22 protein-coding genes are annotated in these 21,271 nt (G+C 62.7%); all 22 read left to right on the forward strand.

Going from position 1 to position 21,271, the window contains the following annotated elements:
- On the forward strand, positions 1-342 hold a 342-nt coding region (locus RCO31_RS13510; RefSeq protein WP_308968922.1), incomplete at its 5' end, for an NADH-quinone oxidoreductase subunit A.
- Entirely contained in the window at positions 333-914 is a 582-nt protein-coding gene (locus tag RCO31_RS13515; protein WP_308968923.1) for an NADH-quinone oxidoreductase subunit B family protein, read from the forward strand. The genes RCO31_RS13510 and RCO31_RS13515, both read left to right, overlap by 10 nt.
- A 10-nt stretch (positions 915-924) precedes the next feature.
- The gene (locus RCO31_RS13520; RefSeq protein ID WP_308968924.1) at positions 925-1,545 is read left to right on the forward strand and encodes an NADH-quinone oxidoreductase subunit C; all 621 of its coding nucleotides are present in this window, start codon (positions 925-927) and stop codon (positions 1,543-1,545) included.
- Positions 1,542-2,732, forward strand: coding sequence for an NADH-quinone oxidoreductase subunit D (locus RCO31_RS13525; protein ID WP_308968925.1), 1,191 nt, complete (start codon positions 1,542-1,544; stop codon positions 2,730-2,732). Before RCO31_RS13520 ends, RCO31_RS13525 begins: the two co-directional genes overlap by 4 nt.
- Positions 2,729-2,968, forward strand: a complete 240-nt coding sequence (locus tag RCO31_RS13530; RefSeq protein ID WP_308968926.1) for a hypothetical protein — start codon at positions 2,729-2,731, stop codon at positions 2,966-2,968. The genes RCO31_RS13525 and RCO31_RS13530 overlap by 4 nt, the downstream gene beginning before the upstream one ends.
- A gap of 7 nt (positions 2,969-2,975) precedes the next feature.
- Positions 2,976-3,938, forward strand: a complete 963-nt coding sequence (locus tag RCO31_RS13535) for an FkbM family methyltransferase (RefSeq protein WP_308968927.1) — start codon at positions 2,976-2,978, stop codon at positions 3,936-3,938.
- A 17-nt stretch (positions 3,939-3,955) separates the two neighbouring features.
- Entirely contained in the window at positions 3,956-4,705 is a 750-nt protein-coding gene (gene nuoE, locus RCO31_RS13540) for an NADH-quinone oxidoreductase subunit NuoE (protein WP_308968928.1), read from the forward strand.
- Between the two features lie 11 nt (positions 4,706-4,716).
- On the forward strand, positions 4,717-4,896 hold the full coding sequence (locus tag RCO31_RS13545) for a hypothetical protein (RefSeq protein WP_308968929.1): 180 nt from the start codon (positions 4,717-4,719) through the stop codon (positions 4,894-4,896).
- Between the two features lie 15 nt (positions 4,897-4,911).
- Positions 4,912-6,225 carry an NADH-quinone oxidoreductase subunit NuoF gene (gene nuoF, locus RCO31_RS13550; protein WP_308968930.1) on the forward strand — a complete coding sequence of 438 codons (1,314 nt, stop codon included), beginning with the start codon at positions 4,912-4,914 and terminating at the stop codon, positions 6,223-6,225.
- An 86-nt stretch (positions 6,226-6,311) separates the two neighbouring features.
- A complete protein-coding gene (gene nuoG / locus RCO31_RS13555) occupies positions 6,312-8,390 on the forward strand; it encodes an NADH-quinone oxidoreductase subunit NuoG (protein ID WP_308968931.1) in 2,079 nt (692 codons plus the stop codon).
- Between the two features lie 5 nt (positions 8,391-8,395).
- A complete protein-coding gene (nuoH, locus tag RCO31_RS13560) occupies positions 8,396-9,427 on the forward strand; it encodes an NADH-quinone oxidoreductase subunit NuoH (RefSeq protein WP_308968932.1) in 1,032 nt (343 codons plus the stop codon).
- Positions 9,428-9,452: 25 nt separating this feature from the next.
- Positions 9,453-9,941 (forward strand): NADH-quinone oxidoreductase subunit NuoI, encoded by a 489-nt coding sequence (gene nuoI, locus RCO31_RS13565; protein ID WP_308968933.1) that lies wholly within the window; start codon positions 9,453-9,455, stop codon positions 9,939-9,941.
- An 8-nt stretch (positions 9,942-9,949) separates the two neighbouring features.
- A complete protein-coding gene (locus RCO31_RS13570; RefSeq protein WP_308968934.1) occupies positions 9,950-10,588 on the forward strand; it encodes an NADH-quinone oxidoreductase subunit J in 639 nt (212 codons plus the stop codon).
- Positions 10,585-10,893 carry an NADH-quinone oxidoreductase subunit NuoK gene (nuoK, locus tag RCO31_RS13575; RefSeq protein WP_308968935.1) on the forward strand — a complete coding sequence of 103 codons (309 nt, stop codon included), beginning with the start codon at positions 10,585-10,587 and terminating at the stop codon, positions 10,891-10,893. The genes RCO31_RS13570 and nuoK overlap by 4 nt, the downstream gene beginning before the upstream one ends.
- A 9-nt stretch (positions 10,894-10,902) precedes the next feature.
- Positions 10,903-12,963 carry an NADH-quinone oxidoreductase subunit L gene (gene nuoL / locus RCO31_RS13580; RefSeq protein WP_308968936.1) on the forward strand — a complete coding sequence of 687 codons (2,061 nt, stop codon included), beginning with the start codon at positions 10,903-10,905 and terminating at the stop codon, positions 12,961-12,963.
- A 2-nt stretch (positions 12,964-12,965) separates the two neighbouring features.
- Positions 12,966-14,471 (forward strand): NADH-quinone oxidoreductase subunit M, encoded by a 1,506-nt coding sequence (locus RCO31_RS13585; RefSeq protein ID WP_308968937.1) that lies wholly within the window; start codon positions 12,966-12,968, stop codon positions 14,469-14,471.
- A gap of 19 nt (positions 14,472-14,490) precedes the next feature.
- Entirely contained in the window at positions 14,491-15,927 is a 1,437-nt protein-coding gene (gene nuoN / locus RCO31_RS13590) for an NADH-quinone oxidoreductase subunit NuoN (RefSeq protein ID WP_308968938.1), read from the forward strand.
- On the forward strand, positions 15,927-16,709 hold the full coding sequence (locus tag RCO31_RS13595) for a biotin--[acetyl-CoA-carboxylase] ligase (protein WP_308968939.1): 783 nt from the start codon (positions 15,927-15,929) through the stop codon (positions 16,707-16,709). The genes nuoN and RCO31_RS13595 overlap by 1 nt, the downstream gene beginning before the upstream one ends.
- On the forward strand, positions 16,709-18,379 hold the full coding sequence (locus tag RCO31_RS13600; protein WP_308968940.1) for a ribonuclease J: 1,671 nt from the start codon (positions 16,709-16,711) through the stop codon (positions 18,377-18,379). Before RCO31_RS13595 ends, RCO31_RS13600 begins: the two co-directional genes overlap by 1 nt.
- Before the next feature lie 33 nt (positions 18,380-18,412).
- The gene (gene mce, locus RCO31_RS13605; RefSeq protein ID WP_308968941.1) at positions 18,413-18,814 is read left to right on the forward strand and encodes a methylmalonyl-CoA epimerase; all 402 of its coding nucleotides are present in this window, start codon (positions 18,413-18,415) and stop codon (positions 18,812-18,814) included.
- A 6-nt stretch (positions 18,815-18,820) separates the two neighbouring features.
- Entirely contained in the window at positions 18,821-19,090 is a 270-nt protein-coding gene (locus tag RCO31_RS13610) for a DUF1467 family protein (protein WP_308968942.1), read from the forward strand.
- Positions 19,091-19,922: 832 nt separating this feature from the next.
- On the forward strand, positions 19,923-21,245 hold the full coding sequence (gene proS, locus RCO31_RS13615; RefSeq protein ID WP_308968943.1) for a proline--tRNA ligase: 1,323 nt from the start codon (positions 19,923-19,925) through the stop codon (positions 21,243-21,245).
- Positions 21,246-21,271 lie beyond the last annotated feature (26 nt).

The raw sequence follows: 21,271 nt of genomic DNA on the forward strand, positions 1-21,271 counted from the left end.
CTGCCGCTTGTGGTGTTCGTCGGCATTGCCAGCGTGATCGGCCTCGCGCTGCTGATCGCGCCGTTCATGCTCGCCTACAGCAACCCCGATCCGGAAAAGCTGTCGGCCTATGAGTGCGGCTTCGATGCGTTCGATGATGCACGCATGAAGTTCGATGTCCGGTTCTATCTGGTCGCCATTCTGTTCATCATCTTCGACCTCGAAGTCGCCTTCCTGTTTCCCTGGGCGGTGGCGTTCGGTCAGCTCGGAGCCACCGGTTTCTGGTCGATGATGGTGTTTCTTGCGGTGCTGACCATCGGCTTCGCCTATGAGTGGAAGAAGGGCGCGCTCGAATGGGATTGATTCAAACACGTGACACCGTCGTGTCGAAGCCGTCGACCGGCGTTCTTGATCCGCGGACCGGCCAGCCGGTCGGCGCGGACGATCAGTTTTTCGTCGATGTGAACAACCAGCTCGCCGACAAGGGCTTCTTCGTCACTGCGACCGACGACCTGATCACTTGGGCGCGTACCGGTTCGCTGATGTGGATGACGTTCGGGCTCGCCTGCTGTGCGGTCGAGATGATGCAGATGTCGATGCCGCGTTACGACGCCGAGCGATTCGGCTTCGCGCCGCGTGCGTCGCCGCGGCAGTCGGACGTGATGATCGTCGCGGGGACGCTTACCAACAAGATGGCGCCGGCACTGCGCAAGGTCTACGACCAGATGCCGGAGCCGCGCTATGTGATCTCGATGGGCTCCTGCGCCAACGGCGGCGGGTACTACCATTACTCTTACTCGGTCGTCCGCGGTTGCGACCGCATTGTGCCGGTCGACATCTATGTGCCGGGCTGCCCGCCGACAGCCGAGGCGCTGCTTTACGGTGTGATGCTGCTGCAGAAGAAGATCCGCCGGACCGGCACGATCGAGCGGTGAGGATCAGCCAATGGACGACACCCAACTCGACCAGCTAGGCGCGGCGATTGCAGAAGCATTGCCGGAGGCGGTGACGGGCCGCAGCCTGTCCCACGGCATGCTGACGCTCGAGGCCGACGCCGCAAAAATCGTCGACGTCGTGAAATTCCTGCGCGACGATCCGCGCTGCCGCTTCGTCAACTTCACCGACGTCACAGCTGTCGACTACCCTGGCCGACCGCACCGCTTCGAAGTCGTCTATCACTTCCTGTCGCCGTACCTGAACACGCGCGTCCGCATCAAGATCCCCGCCAACGAAACGACGCTGGTGCCATCCATCGTCGGGGAGTTTCCGGGAGCCGACTGGTTCGAGCGCGAGACGTTCGACCTCTACGGCGTGATCTTCACCGGTCACCCCGACATGCGCCGCATCCTCACCGACTACGGCTTCGACGGCTATCCGCTGCGCAAGGACTTCCCGCTGACCGGCTTCGTCGAGGTTCGCTACGACGATCAGGAAAAGCGGGTGAAGTATGAGCCGGTGCGGCTGAACCAGGAGTTCCGCAAGTTCGATTTTCTCTCGCCATGGGAAGGCGCCGATTACGTGTTGCCGGGCGACGAGAAGGCGAAGAAGAGCGAACAGAGTTCATGACTGAAGCCCAGCTCCGCAATTTCACGATCAATTTCGGCCCGCAGCATCCTGCGGCGCACGGTGTGCTGCGTCTCGTGCTCGAGTTGGACGGCGAGGTGGTCGAACGCGTCGATCCGCATATCGGCCTGCTTCATCGCGGCACCGAGAAGTTGATCGAGCAGAAGACCTACCTGCAGGCGATTCCATACTTCGACCGGCTCGACTACGTCGCGCCGATGAACCAGGAGCATGCGTTCTGTCTTGCGGCGGAAAGGCTGCTGGGCATTGCCGTTCCACGCAGGGGGCAACTGATCCGCGTGCTGTACTGCGAGATCGGCCGCATCCTGTCACATCTGCTCAACGTCACCACCCAGGCGATGGACGTCGGTGCACTCACGCCACCGCTCTGGGGTTTCGAAGAGCGCGAGAAGCTGATGGTGTTCTACGAGCGTGCATCCGGCTCGCGCATGCACGCGGCGTTTTTCCGCATCGGCGGCGTGCACCAGGATCTGCCGCCACAGCTGATCGAGGACATCTGGAACTGGTGCGATCCGTTCCTCACCGTCTGCGACGATCTCGAGACGCTGCTCACCGACAACAGAATCTTCAAGCAGCGCAACGTCGACATTGGAGTGGTGTCGCTGGAGGACGCCTGGAAGTGGGGCTTCTCCGGTGTAATGGTGCGCGGCTCCGGTGCTGCGTGGGATTTGCGCAAGTCGCAGCCCTACGAGTGCTATGCCGAAATGGATTTCGACATTCCAATCGGCAAGAACGGCGACTGCTACGACCGCTATTGCATCCGCGTCGAGGAGATGCGCCAGTCCGTGCGCATCATGAAGCAATGCATTGAGAAGTTGCGCGTCGCCGACGGGCAGGGCCCGGTCGTCGTCGAAGACCACAAGATCACGCCGCCACGGCGTGGTGAGATGAAGCGCTCGATGGAGGCGCTGATCCATCACTTCAAGCTCTATACCGAGGGTGTGCACGTGCCTGCCGGCGAGGCGTACGCTGCCGTGGAAGCGCCGAAAGGCGAGTTCGGCGTCTACCTCGTCTCGGACGGCACCAACAAGCCCTACAAGTGCAAGATCCGCGCTCCAGGTTTCGCGCATCTGTCGGCGATGGAGTTTCTTTGCAAGGGCCACCTGCTCGCTGACGTCTCGGCCATTCTCGGCTCGATCGACATCGTGTTCGGTGAGGTGGACCGATGATCGTGCGCGCGTTTGCAGCTTCGGCACTGATCGCTTCCGGCGCCGGTATGGCCGTTGCGCAGGAGCAGAGCGTCGGCTCGCTCCTGAAGGACGGCTTTACAATCGCGGGTGTAATTCAGTCCTCCGCTGGACCAGGGCTCTTTCTGCAGAAGGGCGACAGACTGATGCTCTGTGTCGTCACCGAGACGCCATCGTCTGCGGATGTGACGACCCGCTATTGCAAGCCGGTGCGCTGAGGTGGCAATGCGCGAGGCGGCGAGCGAGGCGATTGCGAACGGAGGCATGGCGATGAGCGCCGGGCCGCGTCTTGCATTTGATCGCGCGACCGGCGCCTTTGATGGCGCGTCGGTGCGCGAGCAGCTGGCCGCGTACGCCTTTCAGGCAGGCGCGCGCCTGAGCTCGGCGTGGTCTTATCGAGGCTTCGCCGCAGGCTGCAAAGCGGTTCGTTCGGTTCTGCCGGGGCGGGATATCACTGTGGTGTTGAACGAAGACGCGCAGTTTGCGTTTCCCTATGGCGACGGCAACTGGACGCTGCTGCTCGATCGCAACTATCGCTACGAACCGGACATCGAGCTCTTCCTCAACGGCATCGCCGACGTCGACTACACGCTGATCGATTGCGGCGCGAGCTACGGCTACTGGCCGGTGCTTACCACGAGCAAGCCGTACGGCGCGCATCGTGGTATTGCGATCGAAGCAAGGTCGAGGAATTTCGCAAGACTTGCGCACAATGCGAAGATCAACGGCAGTCGCATCAAGACGATACGGCGCGCGATCGGCGAGAGGCCGGGCATGGCGCGTCTTCCGGCCGGCGAGGATGTCGCGGTGATTTCGCTGGACAGCCTGATCGACGGAAGTCTGATCACGGCGCTCGGGCGCTACGTCATCAGGCTGGACCTCGATGGCGCCGAGGTTCAGGCCATGCGTGGCGGCCAGCGGTTGCTGAAATCGGACTGCGTGCTGATCTGCAAGGAGCGGGGCAACGATGCAGACCGCGCAGCCTCGCTGCATATCCTCGAGCAGACAGGTCTGAAGCTGTTCTGCTACGACCGCGCGACGGGTCATTTCGAGCATCTGCGCGATGTTGCTGCCTTGAATCGCGTCAAGCAGACATCCAATGTCGGCTACAATGTGCTGGCGACGGCGAGCGCGTTCTGGGAGAGCCGCATCCGCGCGCTCTCCGGCGAGCCCGTACGCAAGCATTAGAAGGAACGAGTTTCGAAATGGCTGTCCGCCGCCTCGCACCAAAAGAGCTTCAGCCCGCGAGCTTCGCATTCAGCGATGAGAATCTCGCATGGGCAAAGGAGCGGATCGCGAAGTATCCGGAGCGGAGGCAGGCTTCGGCCGTGATCCCGATCTTGTGGCGCGCCCAGGAGCAGGTAGGTGGCTGGCTGCCGGAAGCCGCCATTCGTACGGTCGCCGATATGCTCGACATGCCGTATATCCGCGTGCTCGAGGTCGCAACCTTCTACACCCAGTTCCAGCTCCAGCCCGTCGGCAAGAAGGCGCATGTGCAGGTGTGCGGAACGACGCCGTGCCAATTGCGCGGCGCAAGCGAGCTGATCGCGCTGTGCAAGCGCCGGATCCACCATGATCCATTTCATGTGTCGGCGGACGGCGATTTCAGCTGGGAGGAGGTCGAGTGCCTCGGCGCGTGCGTGAACGCTCCGATGGTTCTGATCGGCAAGGACACCTACGAGGATCTGACCACGGAAAGCTTCGGCAAGGTGCTGGACGGCCTGGCCGCCGGCAAGCCGCCGAAGCCCGGTCCGCAGAACGGCCGCCAGTTCTCCGCGCCCATCGACGGCATCACGACGCTCAAGACCGACGTCGCCGCCAACGCGGGCGCGAAGCCGGCGAAGGAGCCTGTTGTCGCCGACGCTGAGGCGAAGAAGCCCGGCGAGGCAGCGAATACGCAGGAGCGTCCGGCGCCGAAGCCGCCCAGCGGCGACGCAACGGCCAAGACGTCATGACGGAGGCTGCTATGCCGAATGACAAGCTGCGTTTCGTCCTGCTGTACACGGTGGGAATCGCGCTGGTCGTGTTCATCATCAATCGCGTGGTGCTCCATGCGGATATGCAGACGTCGCTGATGTGGACGGCGATGTTCGCAGCCATCGCCTTTGCGATGGCCTGGCGCCACGCGTCGCAGAAGAAGCAATAGAGGAAGATCGCAACGATGCTCGCCGACAAGGACCGCATCTTCCGCAACCTGTACGGTCTCGAGGACTGGGGCCTCAAGGGCGCCCGCGATCGGGGCGCATGGGACGGCACCAAAGCCATTCTGGAAAAGGGCCGCGACTGGATCATCAACGAGATGAAGGCGTCGGGACTGCGCGGCCGTGGCGGCGCCGGATTTCCGACCGGGTTGAAGTGGTCGTTCATGCCGAAGGAGAACGACGGCCGGCCGCACTACCTCGTCGTCAACGCCGACGAGTCGGAGCCTGGCACCTGCAAGGATCGTGAGATCCTGCGGCATGATCCGCACCTGCTCATCGAAGGCTGTCTGCTTGCGAGCTTCGCGATGGGTGCGAACACCTGTTACATCTATGTGCGCGGCGAGTTCATCCGCGAGCGCGAGCATCTGCAGGCCGCGGTCGATCAGGCCTACGAGGCGAAGCTGATCGGCAAGGACAACGTGCACGGTTATCCCTTTGATCTCTATGTGCATCACGGCGCTGGCGCTTACATCTGCGGCGAGGAGACGGCGCTGCTGGAAAGCCTCGAAGGCAAGAAGGGCCAGCCGCGGCTGAAGCCGCCGTTTCCGGCCAATATGGGCCTTTACGGTTGTCCGACCACGGTCAACAACGTCGAGTCGATCGCGGTTGCGCCAGACATCCTGCGGCGTGGGGCGGCCTGGTTTGCCGGCATCGGCCGGCCGAATAACGTCGGGACCAAGCTGTTCTGCGTCTCCGGTCACGTGAATCAGCCGTGCAACGTCGAAGAGGCGATGGGCATCACCTTCCGGGAGCTGGTCGATACCCATTGCGGCGGCATCCGCGGCGGCTGGGATAATCTGCTGGCTGTCATCCCGGGTGGCGCATCGGTGCCGCTGTTGCCGGCCGAGCAGTGCAACGACCTGCACATGGATTTCGATACACTGCGCAACCTGAAGTCCGGTCTCGGGACCGCTGCGGTGATCGTCATGGACAAGTCGACCGACATCATCGCCGCGATCGCGCGGCTGTCGTATTTCTACAAGCATGAGAGCTGTGGTCAGTGCACACCTTGCCGCGAGGGCACTGGCTGGATGTGGCGCGTCATGACGCGCATGATCGAGGGCCGCGCCCACAAGCGCGAGATCGGCATGCTGCTGGAGGTGACGACACAGGTGGAAGGCCACACGATCTGCGCGCTCGGCGACGCGGCGGCCTGGCCGATCCAGGGGCTGATCCGGCATTTCAGGCCGGAGATCGAGCGGCGCATTGACGAGTTCGCGCGCAACGCCGACGCGGCGCGGCCCGCCGAGCCGGTTATGGTCGCAGCGGAGTAGGACCATGCAACCTGACGGCACGCATTCTGCGGAATTCAACGCCGGCGTCGTTACGCCGGTTGCCAGCTGAGGAAGACGTAAAGGCCATGACCAAGCTTCTCGTCGATGGCAAGGAAGTCGATGTGCCGGCGGAGTACACGCTGCTGCAGGCGTGTGAGGCCGCGGGCGCAGAGATTCCGCGCTTCTGCTACCACGAGCGGCTGTCGATCGCCGGCAACTGCCGCATGTGCCTCGTGGAGCTGAAGGGCTCGCCGAAGCCGGTCGCAAGCTGCGCCTGGGGCGTACGCGACTGTCGTCCCGGTCCGAACGGCGAATTGCCAAGCGTCAGCACCCGCTCGCCGATGGTGAAGAAGGCGCGCGAAGGCGTGATGGAGTTCCTGCTGATCAACCATCCGCTCGATTGCCCGATCTGCGATCAGGGCGGCGAGTGTGACTTGCAGGATCAGGCGATGGGCTACGGCGTCGACACCAGCCGTTACGCCGAGAACAAGCGTGCGGTTGAGGACAAGTATCTCGGTGCGCTGGTCAAGACATCGATGAATCGCTGCATTCAGTGCACGCGCTGCGTCCGCTTCTCGGCGGAGGTCTGCGGTGTGCCGGAAATGGGCGCCATCGGCCGCGGCGAGGATATGGAGATCACGACCTATCTCGAGCAGGCGCTGAGCTCGGAGCTGCAGGGCAACCTCGTCGACATCTGCCCGGTCGGCGCATTGACCTCGAAGCCTTATGCGTTCGCCGCCCGGCCGTGGGAGCTCGGCAAGACGCAGTCGATCGACGTCATGGATGCGCTGGGGTCTGCGATTCGCGTCGACACGCGTGGCCGTGAAGTGATGCGCATCCTGCCGCGCGTCAATGAAGCCATCAATGAGGAATGGATCTCCGACAAGACGCGGCACGTCGTGGACGGCTTGCGCACGCAGCGGCTCGACCGGCCGTACGTTCGTGTCGACGGCAAACTGCAGCCGACGAGTTGGCCGGAGGCGTTCGCAGCAATCGCCGCGCAGGTCGCCCGCTCCGACGGCAAGCGCATGGGCGCGATCGCCGGCGACCTCGCAAGCGTCGAGGAGATGTTCGCGCTAAAGGACCTGCTCGGCAAATACGGTTCGGTGAACTTTGCGACACAGGACGGGACGGCGCTCAATCCGGCGCATGGTCGCGCATCGTACATTTTCAACCCGTCGATCGCGGGCATCGAGCAGGCCGACGCCATCCTGATCGTCGGCGCGAATCCGCGGAAGGAAGCCGCGCTTTTGAATGCGCGCATCCGCAAACGCTGGCGGAGCGGTGCAAACTTGCGGGTCGCGGTGATCGGCGAAAAGGCAGATCTGGCCTTCACTTACGACTATCTTGGCGCAGGTCCCGAAACGCTCGCCGATCTTGCCGCCGGCAAACATTCGTTCGCAGACGTTCTGAAGAACGCGAAGAACCCCATCGTTCTGGTCGGGGCAGGGGCAGCGGCGCGTCATGATGGCGCGGTGGTTCTGGCAAGCGCTGCGAAAATTGCACTCGACGCAGGCGCGGTGAAGGACGGCTGGAACGGGTTCGGCATCCTGCACAATGCCGCCTCCGAGGTCGGCGCGCTGGATATCGGTTTTGCGCCGAGCGGCGGCGGGCTGACGGCGGTGCAGATGGCCACCTATGGCACGCTCGACGTGCTGTTCTCGCTCGGCGCCGATGAGATCGATATCGCGGACGGCACCTTCGTCGTCTACGTCGGCACCCATGGCGACAAGGGCGCGCACCGCGCTGACGTGATCCTGCCGGGCGCGGCCTACACGGAGAAGGCCGGCATCTACGTCAACACCGAGGGCCGCGTGCAGATGACGAGCCGCGCTGGTTTCCCGCCGGGCGACGCCCGCGACGACTGGTCGATCATTCGTGCCCTGTCTGATGTTCTCGGCAAGAGACTCGACTACGATTCGCTGCCGGCGCTGCGGCAGGCACTGTTCAAGGCCCGTCCGCATATGATGCGGATCGATCAGATCGAGCAGGGCGGTGCCGACGATATCCGCAAGCTTGCGGCGGGCAGCGGCGCCTACGACAAGACGCCGTTCAAGAGCCCGGTGACCGACTTCTATCTGACCAATCCGATCGCGCGCGCCTCGGCAATCATGGCCGAATGCTCAAAGCTTGCCGTGGACCGTGTTCAGCAGGCGGCGGAGTGACCACAATGACTTTCGCCGAACTCTGGGCCGATTATCTCTGGCCGCTCCTGGTTATCGTCGTGCAGAGCGTGGCGATGCTCGTCATCCTTCTCGTGGCGATCGCCTACATTCTTTTGGCTGACCGTAAGATCTGGGCGGCGGTACAGATTAGGCGTGGTCCGAACGTGGTCGGGCCATGGGGCCTTTTTCAATCCTTCGCCGATCTCCTGAAGTTCGTGTTGAAAGAACCGACGATCCCGGCGGGTGCGAACAAGGGCGTGTTCCTGCTGGCGCCTCTGGTGTCCTGCGTGCTCGCGCTCGCCGCCTGGGCAGTGATTCCAGTCAATCTCAACTGGGTGATCGCCGACATCAACGTCGGCATCCTCTACATCTTCGCGATCTCGTCGTTGTCGGTCTACGGCATCATCATGGCCGGCTGGGCATCGAACTCGAAGTATCCGTTCCTCGCGGCGCTTCGCTCGGCGGCGCAGATGGTGTCCTACGAGGTCTCGATCGGTTTCGTCATCATCACTGTGCTGCTCTGCGTCGGTTCACTGAATCTGACTGCGATCGTCGAGGCCCAGAACACCCAGTACGGCGTATTCGGCTGGTACTGGCTGCCGCTGCTGCCGATGTTCGTCATCTTCTATGTATCAGCGCTGGCGGAAACCAACCGCCCGCCGTTCGACCTGGTGGAGGCGGAGTCCGAGCTTGTGGCGGGCTTCATGGTCGAATACGGCTCCACTCCGTACATGATGTTCATGCTCGGCGAATACTGCGCCATCGTCACCATGTGCGCGCTCGCCACGATCATGTTCCTGGGCGGATGGCTGTCGCCGATTCCGTTCGCGCCGTTCACCTGGGTTCCGGGTGTGATCTGGTTCGTGCTGAAAGTCTGCTTCATGTTCTTCCTGTTTGCGATGGCGAAGGCGATCGTGCCGCGCTATCGCTACGACCAGCTGATGCGGCTGGGCTGGAAGGTTTTTCTGCCGTTATCGCTTGCGGCGGTGGTGATCGTCGCCGGCGTTCTGCATTTTGCCGGGCTCGCGCCGAAATGATGCGGGCCGTGAGAGTGAGGACATCATGAGTGTCGCAACCGCAGCCAAGTCGCTGCTGCTGAAGGAGTTCGTGTCGGCGTTCTTCCTCGCCATGCGCTACTTCTTCAAGCCGAAGCCGACGCTGAACTATCCGTTCGAAAAGGGACCGATCTCGCCGCGGTTCCGCGGTGAGCACGCGTTGCGCCGCTATCCAAACGGCGAAGAGCGCTGCATCGCCTGCAAGCTGTGCGAGGCGATCTGTCCGGCGCAGGCGATCACCATCGAGGCGGGGCCGCGCCGGAACGACGGCACGCGCCGGACGGTGCGCTACGACATCGACATGGTGAAATGCATCTACTGCGGTCTGTGCCAGGAAGCCTGTCCGGTCGACGCTATCGTCGAGGGACCGAACTTCGAGTTCGCGACCGAAACGCGCGAAGAGCTTTACTACGACAAGGCAAAGCTGCTGGCGAACGGCGACCGCTGGGAACGCGAGATCGCGAAATCAATCGCGCTCGATGCGCCGTACCGGTGAGGTAGGGGATGGTTATTCCCGCATTGTTCTTCTACCTGTTCGCCGGCGTCTGCGTGGCGTCGGCGGTCATGGTGATCGCCTCGCGCAATCCCGTGCATTCCGTCCTGTTCCTGATCCTGGCCTTCGTGAACGCAGCCGGCCTGTTCATCCTGATGGGCGCGGAATTCCTCGCGATGATCCTGATCATCGTCTATGTCGGTGCTGTTGCGGTGCTGTTCCTGTTCGTGATCATGATGCTGGACGTCGACTTCGCTGAGTTGCGGGAAGGCTTCCTCAACTACCTGCCGGTCGGCCTGGTGATCGGCGCGATCTTTCTCGCCGAACTGCTGCTGGTGGCCGGCGGCTGGGTGATCAATCCGAACGTGAGCCAGTCGATCGGCTCGCCGATCCCGGCCAATATCAGCAACACCGAGGCGCTCGGCCTGGTGCTGTACACGAAGTACATCCATTACTTCCAGATCGCCGGCCTTGTGCTGCTGGTGGCGATGATCGGCGCGATCGTGCTGACACTGCGTCACAAGCCCAACGTCAAGCGCCAGGACATCGCGATCCAGAACGCACGCACCAAGGCGATGGCGATGGAAGTGGTCAAGGTTGCGCCCGGGCAGGGCCTGCAGGATACGCCGCCGAGGGAGGCCGCCGAATGACCATCACGCTCGGCCATTATCTCGCTGTCGCCGCGATCCTGTTCACGATCGGCATCCTCGGAATTTTCCTCAATCGCAAGAACGTCATCGTTATCCTGATGTCGGTCGAACTGATCCTTCTTGCCGTGAACATCAACCTCGTGGCGTTTTCGACGTTCCTGAACGACATCGTCGGCCAGGTGTTTGCGCTCCTGGTGCTGACCGTGGCCGCCGCCGAGGCGGCGATCGGTCTGGCGGTGCTGGTCGTGTTCTTCCGCAACCGCGGTTCGATCGCGGTCGAAGACATCAATCTGATGAAGGGCTGAGCGGCTAAGATGATCCAAGCCATTGTCTTCCTGCCGCTGCTCGGCGCGATCCTTGCTGGATTGATCGCGATCGTCGGCGCACATGCACGCAATCCGAGCGGCGACGACATGGATCATGCCCACGGGCACGACCATGCGGCGCAGGCCCATGACGATCACGCGCATGACGACCACGACGATTCGCACGACCATCCGACCGAGCCCGCAGCTGCGGGCTCGCGGGCGGCCGAACTGATCACCACGGCACTGCTATTCGTCTCAATGGCGCTGTCGTGGGTGGTGCTGGTCAATGTCGGATTCCAGCATCAGGACGCGCGTATCGCGCTGGCGCCGTGGATCGAGTCCGGCGACTTGAATGTCTCGTGGTCGTTGCGGGTCGATACGCTGACCGCGGTCATGCTGGTGGTCGTCAACACAGTCTCCGCGCTCGTTCACCTCTACTCCATCGGCTACATGGCCGAGGATCCGAACCGGCCACGGTTCATGGCGTATTTGTCGCTGTTCACTTTCGCGATGTTGATGCTGGTGACGTCGGACAATCTCGTGCAGCTGTTCTTCGGCTGGGAGGGCGTGGGACTTGCGAGTTACCTGCTGATCGGTTTCTGGTTCAAGAAGCCGTCTGCCAACGCTGCGGCGATCAAGGCCTTCATCGTCAACCGCGTCGGCGACTTCGGTTTTGCGCTCGGTATCTTTGCGATCTTCATGCTGGTCGGGTCGACCGACTTCGAGACGATCTTTGCCGCAGCTCCGAGCCTGACTGGCAAGACGATCAACTTCTTCGGCTGGCACGCGGACGCGCTGACGTTGACCTGCCTCTTGTTGTTCATGGGTGCGATGGGCAAGTCGGCGCAGTTCCTGCTGCACACTTGGCTGCCGGACGCCATGGAAGGACCCACACCGGTCTCCGCGCTGATTCACGCAGCGACCATGGTGACCGCGGGCGTGTTCATGGTGGCAAGGTTGTCGCCGTTGTTTGAGCTCGCCCCGACCGCGCAGGCCGCGGTCATGTTCTTCGGCGCGACGACCGCCTTCTTCGCCGCCACCATCGGTCTCGTGCAAAATGACATTAAGCGCGTTGTCGCCTATTCGACCTGTTCGCAGCTCGGCTACATGTTCGTGGCGATGGGGGCGGGGGCTTATTCCGTCGGAATGTTCCACCTGTTCACCCACGCCTTCTTCAAGGCATTGCTGTTCCTGGGCTCCGGCTCGGTGATCACGGCGATGCATCATGAGCAGGACATCCGCCAGATGGGTGGCCTCTACAAGAAGATCCCGATCACCTACATCATGATGCTGGTCGGTACGCTGGCGCTGACGGGCTTCCCGCTCACCGCCGGTTACTTCTCAAAGGACGCGATCATCGAGTCCGCGTTCGTCGCGCATAACCCGTTCGCACTCTATGGCTTCATCCTGACGGTCATCGCCGCCGCCCTGACCTCGTTCTATTCGTGGCGGCTCGTTTTCAAGACCTTCCACGGCGAGCCGCATGATCGCGAGCATTACGAGGCGGCGCATGAAAGCCCCCTGGTGATGCTCATTCCGCTGTTCGTGCTGGCGGCGGGGTCTATCCTTGCGGGCTTCCCGTTCAAGGACGTGTTCGCGGGCCATGGAACGGAGGAGTTCTTCCGCGAGTCGTTGAAGATGAAGCCTGGGCTGCTTGATGAGATCCATCATGTTCCAGCGACGATTGCTCTTCTGCCGACGGTGATGATGGTAATCGGCTTTGCGATCGCCTGGCTGTTCTACATCAGCCGTCCGTACCTGCCGGTCGAACTCGCAAGCCAACACCAGATGCTGTACCGCTTCCTGCTCAACAAGTGGTACTTCGACGAGCTCTACGACGCGATCTTCGTCAGACCCGCGAAGTGGCTCGGCAGGACCCTTTGGAAGAAGGGCGATGGTGCCGTGATCGACGGCTTCGGGCCCGATGGGGTATCGGCGCGTGTTCTCGACGTGACACGTAACGTCGTGCGGCTGCAGAGCGGCTACCTCTACCACTACGCCTTTGCGATGCTGATCGGCGCTGCAATGATGATTACCTGGTTCATGTTCGGCGCGGGGGCCAACTGACGATGACCTGGCCCATCCTTTCCGTCGTTACTTTCCTTCCGGTCGTCGGCGCGCTGCTGATCTGGCTCAGCCGCGGCGAGGACGCGGCTGCGCAAGGCAACGCGCGCTGGATCGCGCTCTGGACCACGCTGATCACGTTCGCCGTCTCGCTGATTCTGGTGATGCAGTTCGATCCCTCGAATCCGGACTTCCAGTTCGTCGAGAAGGCGCAGTGGCTGGCGCAGGGCATTTCCTACCACATGGGGGTGGATGGCATTTCGCTGCCGTTCGTCATTCTCACCACGGCGCTGATGCCGTTCTGCATCCTGGCCAGCTGGAAGGCGATCACCGTTCGCGTGCGCGAATACATGATGGCGTTCCTCATCCTCGAGACGCTGATGGTCGGCACGTTCTCCGCGCTGGATCTGGTGCTGTTCTACCTGTTCTTCGAGGGCGGCCTGATTCCGATGTTCCTGATCATCGGCGTGTGGGGCGGACCGCGCCGCGTCTATGCGAGCTTCAAGTTCTTCCTCTACACGCTGCTCGGTTCGGTGCTGATGCTGCTTGCCATCATGGCGCTCTACTGGAATGCCGGGACTACCGATATTCCGACGTTGATGCGCACGGCGGTGCCGCGCAATATGCAGACCTGGGCGTGGCTTGCGTTCTTCGCGTCATTTGCGGTGAAGATGCCGATGTGGCCGGTGCATACGTGGCTGCCGGATGCGCACGTCGAGGCGCCGACCGCCGGGTCGGTGATCCTTGCGGCCATCCTTTTGAAAATGGGCGGCTACGGCTTCTTGCGTTTCTCGCTGCCGATGTTCCCGCTGGCGTCAGCCGACTTTGCGCCGTTCGTGTTCGCACTGTCGGTGATTGCCATCGTCTACACATCGCTGGTCGCGCTGATGCAGGAGGACGTCAAGAAGCTGATTGCGTACTCATCCGTCGCGCATATGGGCTTCGTCACCATGGGGATCTTCGCCGGCAACACGCAGGGGATTGCCGGCGGCGTGTTCCAGATGGTGTCGCACGGCATCGTCTCCGGCGCGCTGTTCCTTTGCGTGGGCGTGATCTATGACCGCATGCACACCCGCGAGATCAGCGCCTATGGCGGTCTGGTCAATCGCATGCCGCTCTATGCGGTGGCGTTCATGGTGTTCACCATGGCCAATGTCGGCCTGCCCGGAACGTCCGGCTTCGTCGGTGAGTTCCTGACGCTGCTCGGTACCTTCAAGGTCAATGTCCCGACGGCGACGCTGGCGACCCTTGGCGTCATTCTGTCGGCGGCCTATGCGCTCTGGCTCTACCGCAAAGTGGTGTTCGGCGCACTGGAGAAGCCGAGCCTTGTCGGCATCAAGGATCTGACACTGCGCGAGGGCATCGTGCTCGCACCGATGGTCGCGCTGACCATCCTGTTCGGCGTCTATCCGAAGCCGGTGCTGGACATGTCGGCGGCATCGATCCAGCAACTCGTCAGCAACTATCAGACCGCGATCTCGGCCGTGAAGGCCGCGACGCTGGTCCAATGAGCACGCAGAGGCCACGATCATGAGCTTTACGGCCGCAGGTTACGTGCTGCTCCCGGTGTTGCCGGAACTGCTCCTGAGTGTCTGCGCGATGATCCTGTTGATGATCGGCGCCTTTAATGGCGCCCGCGCCACCAATACGATCATCGCTCTTGCGATCTTCTTCCTCGTCTGTACGGCGGCGGTGATCGTCGTGTCGCCGGGCGGAAAGGTCGAGACGTTCGGCGGCAGCTTCGTACTGGACGATTTCGCTCGCTTCCTGAAGCTGTTGACGCTTCTGGGCTCAGCGGCGACGTTGATTCTGTCGATCGAGTTCCTGCAGGACCAGTCGCGGCGGATGTTCGAATTCGCAGTGCTGGTGCTGCTGTCGACCGTCGGCATGATGATCCTCATTTCCGCCGGCGACCTGATCGCGCTTTATCTTGGACTCGAGCTGATGAGTCTGGCGCTTTACGTGGTTGCGGCAAGCCACCGCGACAACGCCAAATCCACCGAGGCCGGTCTGAAGTATTTCGTGCTCGGCGCGCTCTCGTCCGGCATGCTTCTCTACGGCGCGTCGCTGATCTACGGCTTCACCGGCACCGTGAGCTTCGCAGGGATCGCCACCGCCGCGACGGCCGGCAATGTCGGCCTGATGTTCGGCCTCGTGTTCCTGCTTGCCGGCCTGTGCTTCAAGGTCTCGGCGGTACCGTTTCACATGTGGACGCCGGACGTCTATGAAGGCGCGCCGACACCGGTCACCGCCTTCTTCGCCTCGGCGCCGAAGGTCGCAGCCCTTGCGGTGTTCACGCGCGTGACGATGACCGCATTTCCGGAAATCACCCATCAGTGGCAGCAAATCGTGGTGTTCGTCTCGATCGCCTCGATGGCGCTAGGCTCGTTCGCTGCAATCGGCCAGACCAACATCAAGCGGCTGATGGCCTATTCGTCGATCGGCCACATGGGCTTCGCGCTGGTCGGGCTCGCGGCCGGGACCGCGGAGGGCGCGCAGGGCGTGCTCGTTTACATCGCGATCTACGTGATGATGACGCTCGGCACTTTTGCGATCATACTTGCCATGAAACGCAACGGCGAGGCGGTCGAAACCATCAGTGATTTTGCCGGCCTCGCGCGCACTAATCCGATGCTGGCATTTTTCCTGGCGATGCTGTTGTTTTCGCTCGCCGGCATTCCGCCGCTCGCAGGCTTCTTCGCGAAGTTCTACGTGTTCATGGCGGCCATCAATGCCGGCCTGTTCACGCTTGCAGTGCTTGGCGTGCTGGCGAGCGTGGTCGGCGCCTACTACTATCTCTACATCGTCAAGGTGATGTACTTCGACGAGCCGATCGGCGCGGTGCAACCGATGCGCATGGAGTTGCGGTCGGTGCTTGCGGTCGCAGGCCTCTTCAACATCCTGTTCGCGGTCTATCCCGGACCGCTCGTGTCGGCGGCGTCGGCCGCTGCGAAGTCGCTGTTCTGATGGCGTTCGCCCTCGGATCGAAGGCGCAATCCGCGGGTTATCGGCTGCTTTCGTTTGACAGCATCGGCTCGACCAACGCGGAGGGGCTCGCACGTGCGAAAGCGGGCGAGACGGGGCCGCTGTGGCTCGTAACGGACCATCAGGTCAGCGGGCGTGGGCGGCGCAACCGTGCTTGGATCTCACCGCGCGGCAATCTGGCGGCAAGCGTCCTTGAGGTGATGGCGGTGCAGCCAGCGGTGGCGGCGACGCTCGGCTTTGCTGCAGGCGTGGCGCTCGCCGAGGCGTTGCGGTCTCTCGGAGTCGAGGCGGAAGTCAAATGGCCGAACGACGTGCTGCTGCACGGCGCGAAGCTCTCCGGTATCCTGCTCGAAGCAGAGAGCCTGGCGGAGGGACGGATGGCGGTGGTGACGGGTATCGGCGTCAACGTGGTAGGCGCGCCGCAGGGCGTGCCTTATGCGGCGACGTCGCTCGCCGATGCCGGCACCGGCATTTCGGCCGAGCGGTTGTTTGCGGCGCTCTCGGATCGCTGGGCCGAGGCGCGTCAGCTCTGGGACGCAGGCCGCGGGATGGCGGGGCTTCGCAGCAAATGGCTGGCCTGCGCGGCCGGCGTCGGCCGACCGGTCACGATCCAGGTCGGCGGGCAAACAGTGGCGGGCACGTTCGAGACCATCGATGAAAGCGGCCATCTGATCGTCGCGACCGCGGACGGACGACGCGTGCCGATCGCTTCGGGAGAGGTGTTCTTCGGCGACGCAGGCTCGAAGCCGGCAGGTGCGGCCTGATGGCTCGACCGGACGAACTGACGTTCGCGCCGCTTGGCGGCATCGGCGAGATCGGCATGAACTTGTCGATCTACGGGCTTGGCAACCGCCATCAGCGAAGCTGGATCGCGGTTGATCTCGGCGTCTCCTTCGGCGACGAGGAGCATCTGCCGGGCATCGATTTGATTCTGCCGGACATCGCCTTCCTCGAAAAGGAGCGGAAGAACCTGCTCGGTCTGGTGCTGACGCACGCGCACGAGGATCACTTCGGCGCCATCATCGATCTCTGGCCAAAGCTGCAATGCCCGATCTATGCAACGCCGTTTTCTGCGGCGCTGCTCGCTGCCAAATGCGAGGCCGAGTTCAACTCGCCGAAGATCCCGGTGACCGTGGTGCCGCTCGGTGGACGCATCGACATCGGCCCGTTCAACGTCGAATTCATTTCCGTCGCGCACTCGATTCCGGAATCGAACGCGCTCGCGATCCGCACCGACGTGGGTACTGTTCTGCACACCGGCGATTGGAAGATCGACCCGACCCCGCTGATTGGCCTGCCGACCGACGAAAAGCGGCTGCGTGAGATCGGCGAGGAGGGTGTACTGGCCCTGGTCGGCGATTCCACCAACGCCGTGCGCGAGGGCCGTTCGCCATCCGAGACCGAGGTCGCGGCCGTTCTCGCTGGCATCGTCAAATCGTCGCCCGGCCGGGTCGCCGTGACGACATTTGCTTCGAATGTCGCGCGGATGAAGGCGGTCGCGGATGCCGCGCGCGCGGCCGAGCGCGAGGTGGTCGTCATTGGCCGGGCGATGGAGCGCGTCGCACAGGTGGCGCGTGAGACCGGCTATCTCGCAGGCGTGCAGGGGTTTCGCGACGCCAGGCTCTACGGCCATTTTCCACCGGACAAGGTGCTCGCGCTCTGCACCGGCAGCCAGGGCGAGCCGCGCGCAGCGCTCGCACGCATCGCTGCGGACAATCACCCGGACGTGACGCTGAACAAGGGCGACCGGGTGATCTTCTCCTCACGCACGATTCCCGGCAACGAGAAGGCGGTCGGCAACATCATCAATGGCCTGGTGACCCAAGGCATCGAGGTGATCACCGACCGGACGCACCTGGTGCACGTGTCCGGCCATCCACGTCGCGACGAACTGCGCGAGATGATCTCGTGGGTGAAGCCGCAGATCCTGATTCCCGCGCACGGCGAGGCGCTGCACCTTTCCGAACACGCAGACCTTGCGCGCAAGGCGGGCGTGCCGAAGGTGATCGTTTGCCGCAACGGCGATCTGGTCAAGCTCGGCCCCGGTGCGCCAGGTGTGATCGACGAGCTGCCTCACGGGCGCCTCTACAAGGACGGTATGCTGCTGGAAACCGAGCAGGCACGGGCGGTGGCCGAGCGGCGGCGGATGTCGTTTTCAGGCGCAGCGTTCGTAGCGCTCGCGATCACCGAGAAGGGCGAGCTTGCCGATGACCCGCAGGTCGACCTCATCGGCATTCCAGAGAAGGACCTCGACGGCAAGACGATCGACGATCGCGTCTATGACGTTGTGCTATCCACCTTCGAAAGCCTGCCGCGGGCGCGGCGGCGCGATCCCGACTCGCTGGCGGAAAGCATCCGCCGCGCAGTGCGTGCCGAGGTCAATGCCGCATGGGGCAAGAAGCCGGTCTGCCAGGTGCAGGTGCTGACCGTCTAAAGGCGCGTGCCGTGCAAATTGTAGGAGCTGTCGATGATCGGACGCTTGAACCATGTTGCGATTGCGGTGCCGAACGCACTGAGGGCCGCTGAGATCTATCGCGCCTGCGGCGCGCAGGTATCGGAGGCGGTGCCGCTGCCCGAGCATGGCGTGATCACGGTGTTCGTGACGTTGCCTAACACCAAGATCGAGTTCATCGAGCCGCTCGGCGAAGCATCGCCGATCGCCAAGTTCATCGAGAAGAACGCCGACGGCGGCATTCATCATGTCTGCTATGAAGTCGACGACATTGTCGCGGCGCGCGACCAATTGAAGGCCGCCGGCGCGCGCGTGCTCGGCGATGGCGAGCCGAAGATCGGCGCCCACGGCAAGCCAGTGCTGTTCTTTCACCCGAAAGATTTCTCCGGTGCGCTGGTCGAGATCGAACAGGTCTGAAGTCTGATGACCATTTCGTCGGCGCTCGCGATCTATTTCGTCGTCTGGTGGATCGTGCTGTTTGCGGTGCTGCCGTTCGGTGTGCGCAGCCAGCACGAAGATGGCGGCGGCGTGCAGGGGACTGACCCGGGCGCACCAGTCGTACACGGCATGGCGCGGAAGCTCATCTGGACCACGCTCGTTTCGGCCGTGCTCTTCGGTGCGGGCTTGGCGGCGCATCGCATCGGCCTGCTCAACGTCGAGAATCTGTCGCGGCTGATGGGTCTGCCGCACTGAGCGAGATCACGCTTTGCAACACTGCAAAAAAAAGCAGGGCTCGGAGCCCTGCGGAACTGTGTCGACCCAATTGATCCCTGATTAGCTTGGCTTGTTCGTGCTTTGCCAGGGGTGACGCTGCTTGAGCGCGCCAGGGCTCCTCCCGAGACTTGGACCACCAGATGGGACGAGCCGAAAGGCCGAACCGATCTGAAGATTTGTTCATAGCGGAAAGATTTCGTGCTGTCACCATTTTCGGCAACATTCGTCCAAATTCGCGGCACGGCGTCGTCGGCATTTTCCCACGCAATTACGTGGAGTTGCAGTCATGACGGAGAGCGCATGGGGCTCTCCACCGCCATGCATGGCGGCAGATGAGGCAGCATTACTGTCCCAATTCATTGCAAAGGAAGCGCGCCGCCAACGCTTGGCGCGTCGATGATGATGGCGCCTGCGGTGGCAATATGGCGTTCGTGAGGTTGCGACCTCTGAGCTTGGCGGCGAACGATTTGCCATCGTCCTATTCTGCCCCGCTGCAGTACGATCCGTCCGGCGTGAACGTTGAATGAAGCGGTTGCGGTTGCTGCGGATGGGCGGTCGCCGGTCTCGTAATCGGACAGGCGATAGCCGTGGTCTGATAGTCCAGATCGAGCGGCGTGCCCGCGAGCAGGGCCTTCGGGAAAAGGGCGCAAACGCGCGGCAACTCAGCGGCGAGGAACGTGAGAATGTCGCGAAAGCCGGCGGAAAGGCGCTCAAACGCGCTGCCAGCGGATTTCGGCCCCGTGTCCCTTGTGTTTTACCTGTCCTTCCGCTTTCAGTGGCCTTGAACACCTCCGATTCCTGAGTTTTGACGATGCGCCTGTCCCGTTTGTTTCTGCCGATTCTTAAAGAAACGCCGAAAGAGGCGGAAATCGCCTCGCACCGGCTGATGCTGCGCGCCGGCATGATGCGGCAGGAAGCGGCGGGTATCTACGCGCTGCTGCCGCTGGGCTTGCGCGTCCTGAACAAGATCACCGCCATCGTGCGCGAAGAGCAGAACCGCGCCGGCGGCAACGAGTTGCTCATGCCGACGATCCAGTCGGCGGAACTCTGGCGCGAAAGCGGACGCTACGACGACTACGGCAAGGAGATGCTGCGCATCAAGGATCGCCACGAGCGCGAGATGCTCTATGGGCCGACCAACGAGGAGATGATCACCGAGATCTTCCGCGCCTACGTGCGATCCTACAAGGACCTGCCGCTGAATCTCTATCACATCCAGTGGAAGTTCCGGGACGAAGTGCGACCGCGGTTCGGCCTGATGCGCGGGCGGGAATTCCTGATGAAGGACGCATACTCGTTCGACATCGACGCGGCGGCCGCACGTCACTCCTACAACCGGATGTTCGTCGCCTACTTGCGCACCTTCGCGCGGATGGGGCTGAAGTCGATCCCGATGGTCGCCGACACCGGCCCGATCGGCGGCGATCTCAGTCATGAATTCATCATCCTCGCTCCCACCGGCGAGAGCGAGGTGTTCTGCCATTCCGACTACCTGACCTACGAGGTGCCGGACGAGAATGTGAACTTCGAGGACGCTACCGGACTCCAAACCATCGTCGACAAGTGGACCTCGCTCTACGCGGCAACCTCCGAGATGCACGACAGTGCGAAGTTCGAGGCTCTGCCGGAGCCGGTGCGAATGTCGGCGCGCGGCATCGAAGTCGGTCACATCTTTTACTTCGGCACGAAATATTCCGAACCGATGCGCGCGGAGGTGACCGGGCCGGACGGCACGCCACATGCGGTGCACATGGGCTCTTATGGCATCGGCCCGACGCGACTGATCGGGGCGCTGATCGAGGCGTTTCATGATGACGCCGGCATCAAATGGCCGGAAGCAGTGGCGCCGTTCAGGGTAACCATCCTCAACCTGAAGCAAGGCGGTGCCGATACGGACGCCGCATGCGAAAAGCTCTACCGCGACCTGTCGGGCAAAGGCATCGATGTGCTCTACGACGACACGGACAATCGGCCCGGTGCGAAGTTCGCCACCGCTGACTTGATCGGCATCCCGTGGCAGATTCTGGTCGGGCCGAAGGGGCTTGCCGACGGCAAGGTGGAGCTCAAGCGGCGGAGCGACGGCTCGCGTGAACTCTTGAGTCCTGAAGATGTGGTGGCACGACTGACGCTTTGAGTTGTGCAACCGGCGTTGCGTACGGA

It is taken from the genome of Bradyrhizobium sp. LHD-71 (assembly GCF_031157255.1).
In the GTDB taxonomy this organism is placed as follows: Bacteria; Pseudomonadota; Alphaproteobacteria; order Rhizobiales; family Xanthobacteraceae; genus P52-10.

Excerpts from the sequence above, each read along its gene's own strand:
- nuoF (WP_308968930.1), top strand. The coding sequence starts at position 4,912 with ATGCTCGCCGACAAGGACCGCATCTTCCGCAACCTGTACGGTCTCGAG.
- nuoI (WP_308968933.1), top strand. The coding sequence starts at position 9,453 with ATGAGTGTCGCAACCGCAGCCAAGTCGCTGCTGCTGAAGGAGTTCGTG.
- nuoE (WP_308968928.1), top strand. The coding sequence starts at position 3,956 with ATGGCTGTCCGCCGCCTCGCACCAAAAGAGCTTCAGCCCGCGAGCTTC.
- mce (WP_308968941.1), top strand. The coding sequence starts at position 18,413 with ATGATCGGACGCTTGAACCATGTTGCGATTGCGGTGCCGAACGCACTG.
- proS (WP_308968943.1), top strand. The coding sequence starts at position 19,923 with ATGCGCCTGTCCCGTTTGTTTCTGCCGATTCTTAAAGAAACGCCGAAA.
- RCO31_RS13545 (WP_308968929.1), top strand. The coding sequence starts at position 4,717 with ATGCCGAATGACAAGCTGCGTTTCGTCCTGCTGTACACGGTGGGAATC.
- RCO31_RS13535 (WP_308968927.1), top strand. The coding sequence starts at position 2,976 with ATGCGCGAGGCGGCGAGCGAGGCGATTGCGAACGGAGGCATGGCGATG.
- RCO31_RS13595 (WP_308968939.1), top strand. The coding sequence starts at position 15,927 with ATGGCGTTCGCCCTCGGATCGAAGGCGCAATCCGCGGGTTATCGGCTG.
- RCO31_RS13570 (WP_308968934.1), top strand. The coding sequence starts at position 9,950 with ATGGTTATTCCCGCATTGTTCTTCTACCTGTTCGCCGGCGTCTGCGTG.
- RCO31_RS13585 (WP_308968937.1), top strand. The coding sequence starts at position 12,966 with ATGACCTGGCCCATCCTTTCCGTCGTTACTTTCCTTCCGGTCGTCGGC.
- nuoG (WP_308968931.1), top strand. The coding sequence starts at position 6,312 with ATGACCAAGCTTCTCGTCGATGGCAAGGAAGTCGATGTGCCGGCGGAG.
- nuoN (WP_308968938.1), top strand. The coding sequence starts at position 14,491 with ATGAGCTTTACGGCCGCAGGTTACGTGCTGCTCCCGGTGTTGCCGGAA.
- RCO31_RS13515 (WP_308968923.1), top strand. The coding sequence starts at position 333 with ATGGGATTGATTCAAACACGTGACACCGTCGTGTCGAAGCCGTCGACC.
- RCO31_RS13530 (WP_308968926.1), top strand. The coding sequence starts at position 2,729 with ATGATCGTGCGCGCGTTTGCAGCTTCGGCACTGATCGCTTCCGGCGCC.
- RCO31_RS13525 (WP_308968925.1), top strand. The coding sequence starts at position 1,542 with ATGACTGAAGCCCAGCTCCGCAATTTCACGATCAATTTCGGCCCGCAG.
- RCO31_RS13610 (WP_308968942.1), top strand. The coding sequence starts at position 18,821 with ATGACCATTTCGTCGGCGCTCGCGATCTATTTCGTCGTCTGGTGGATC.
- RCO31_RS13520 (WP_308968924.1), top strand. The coding sequence starts at position 925 with ATGGACGACACCCAACTCGACCAGCTAGGCGCGGCGATTGCAGAAGCA.
- nuoH (WP_308968932.1), top strand. The coding sequence starts at position 8,396 with ATGACTTTCGCCGAACTCTGGGCCGATTATCTCTGGCCGCTCCTGGTT.
- nuoL (WP_308968936.1), top strand. The coding sequence starts at position 10,903 with ATGATCCAAGCCATTGTCTTCCTGCCGCTGCTCGGCGCGATCCTTGCT.
- RCO31_RS13600 (WP_308968940.1), top strand. The coding sequence starts at position 16,709 with ATGGCTCGACCGGACGAACTGACGTTCGCGCCGCTTGGCGGCATCGGC.
- nuoK (WP_308968935.1), top strand. The coding sequence starts at position 10,585 with ATGACCATCACGCTCGGCCATTATCTCGCTGTCGCCGCGATCCTGTTC.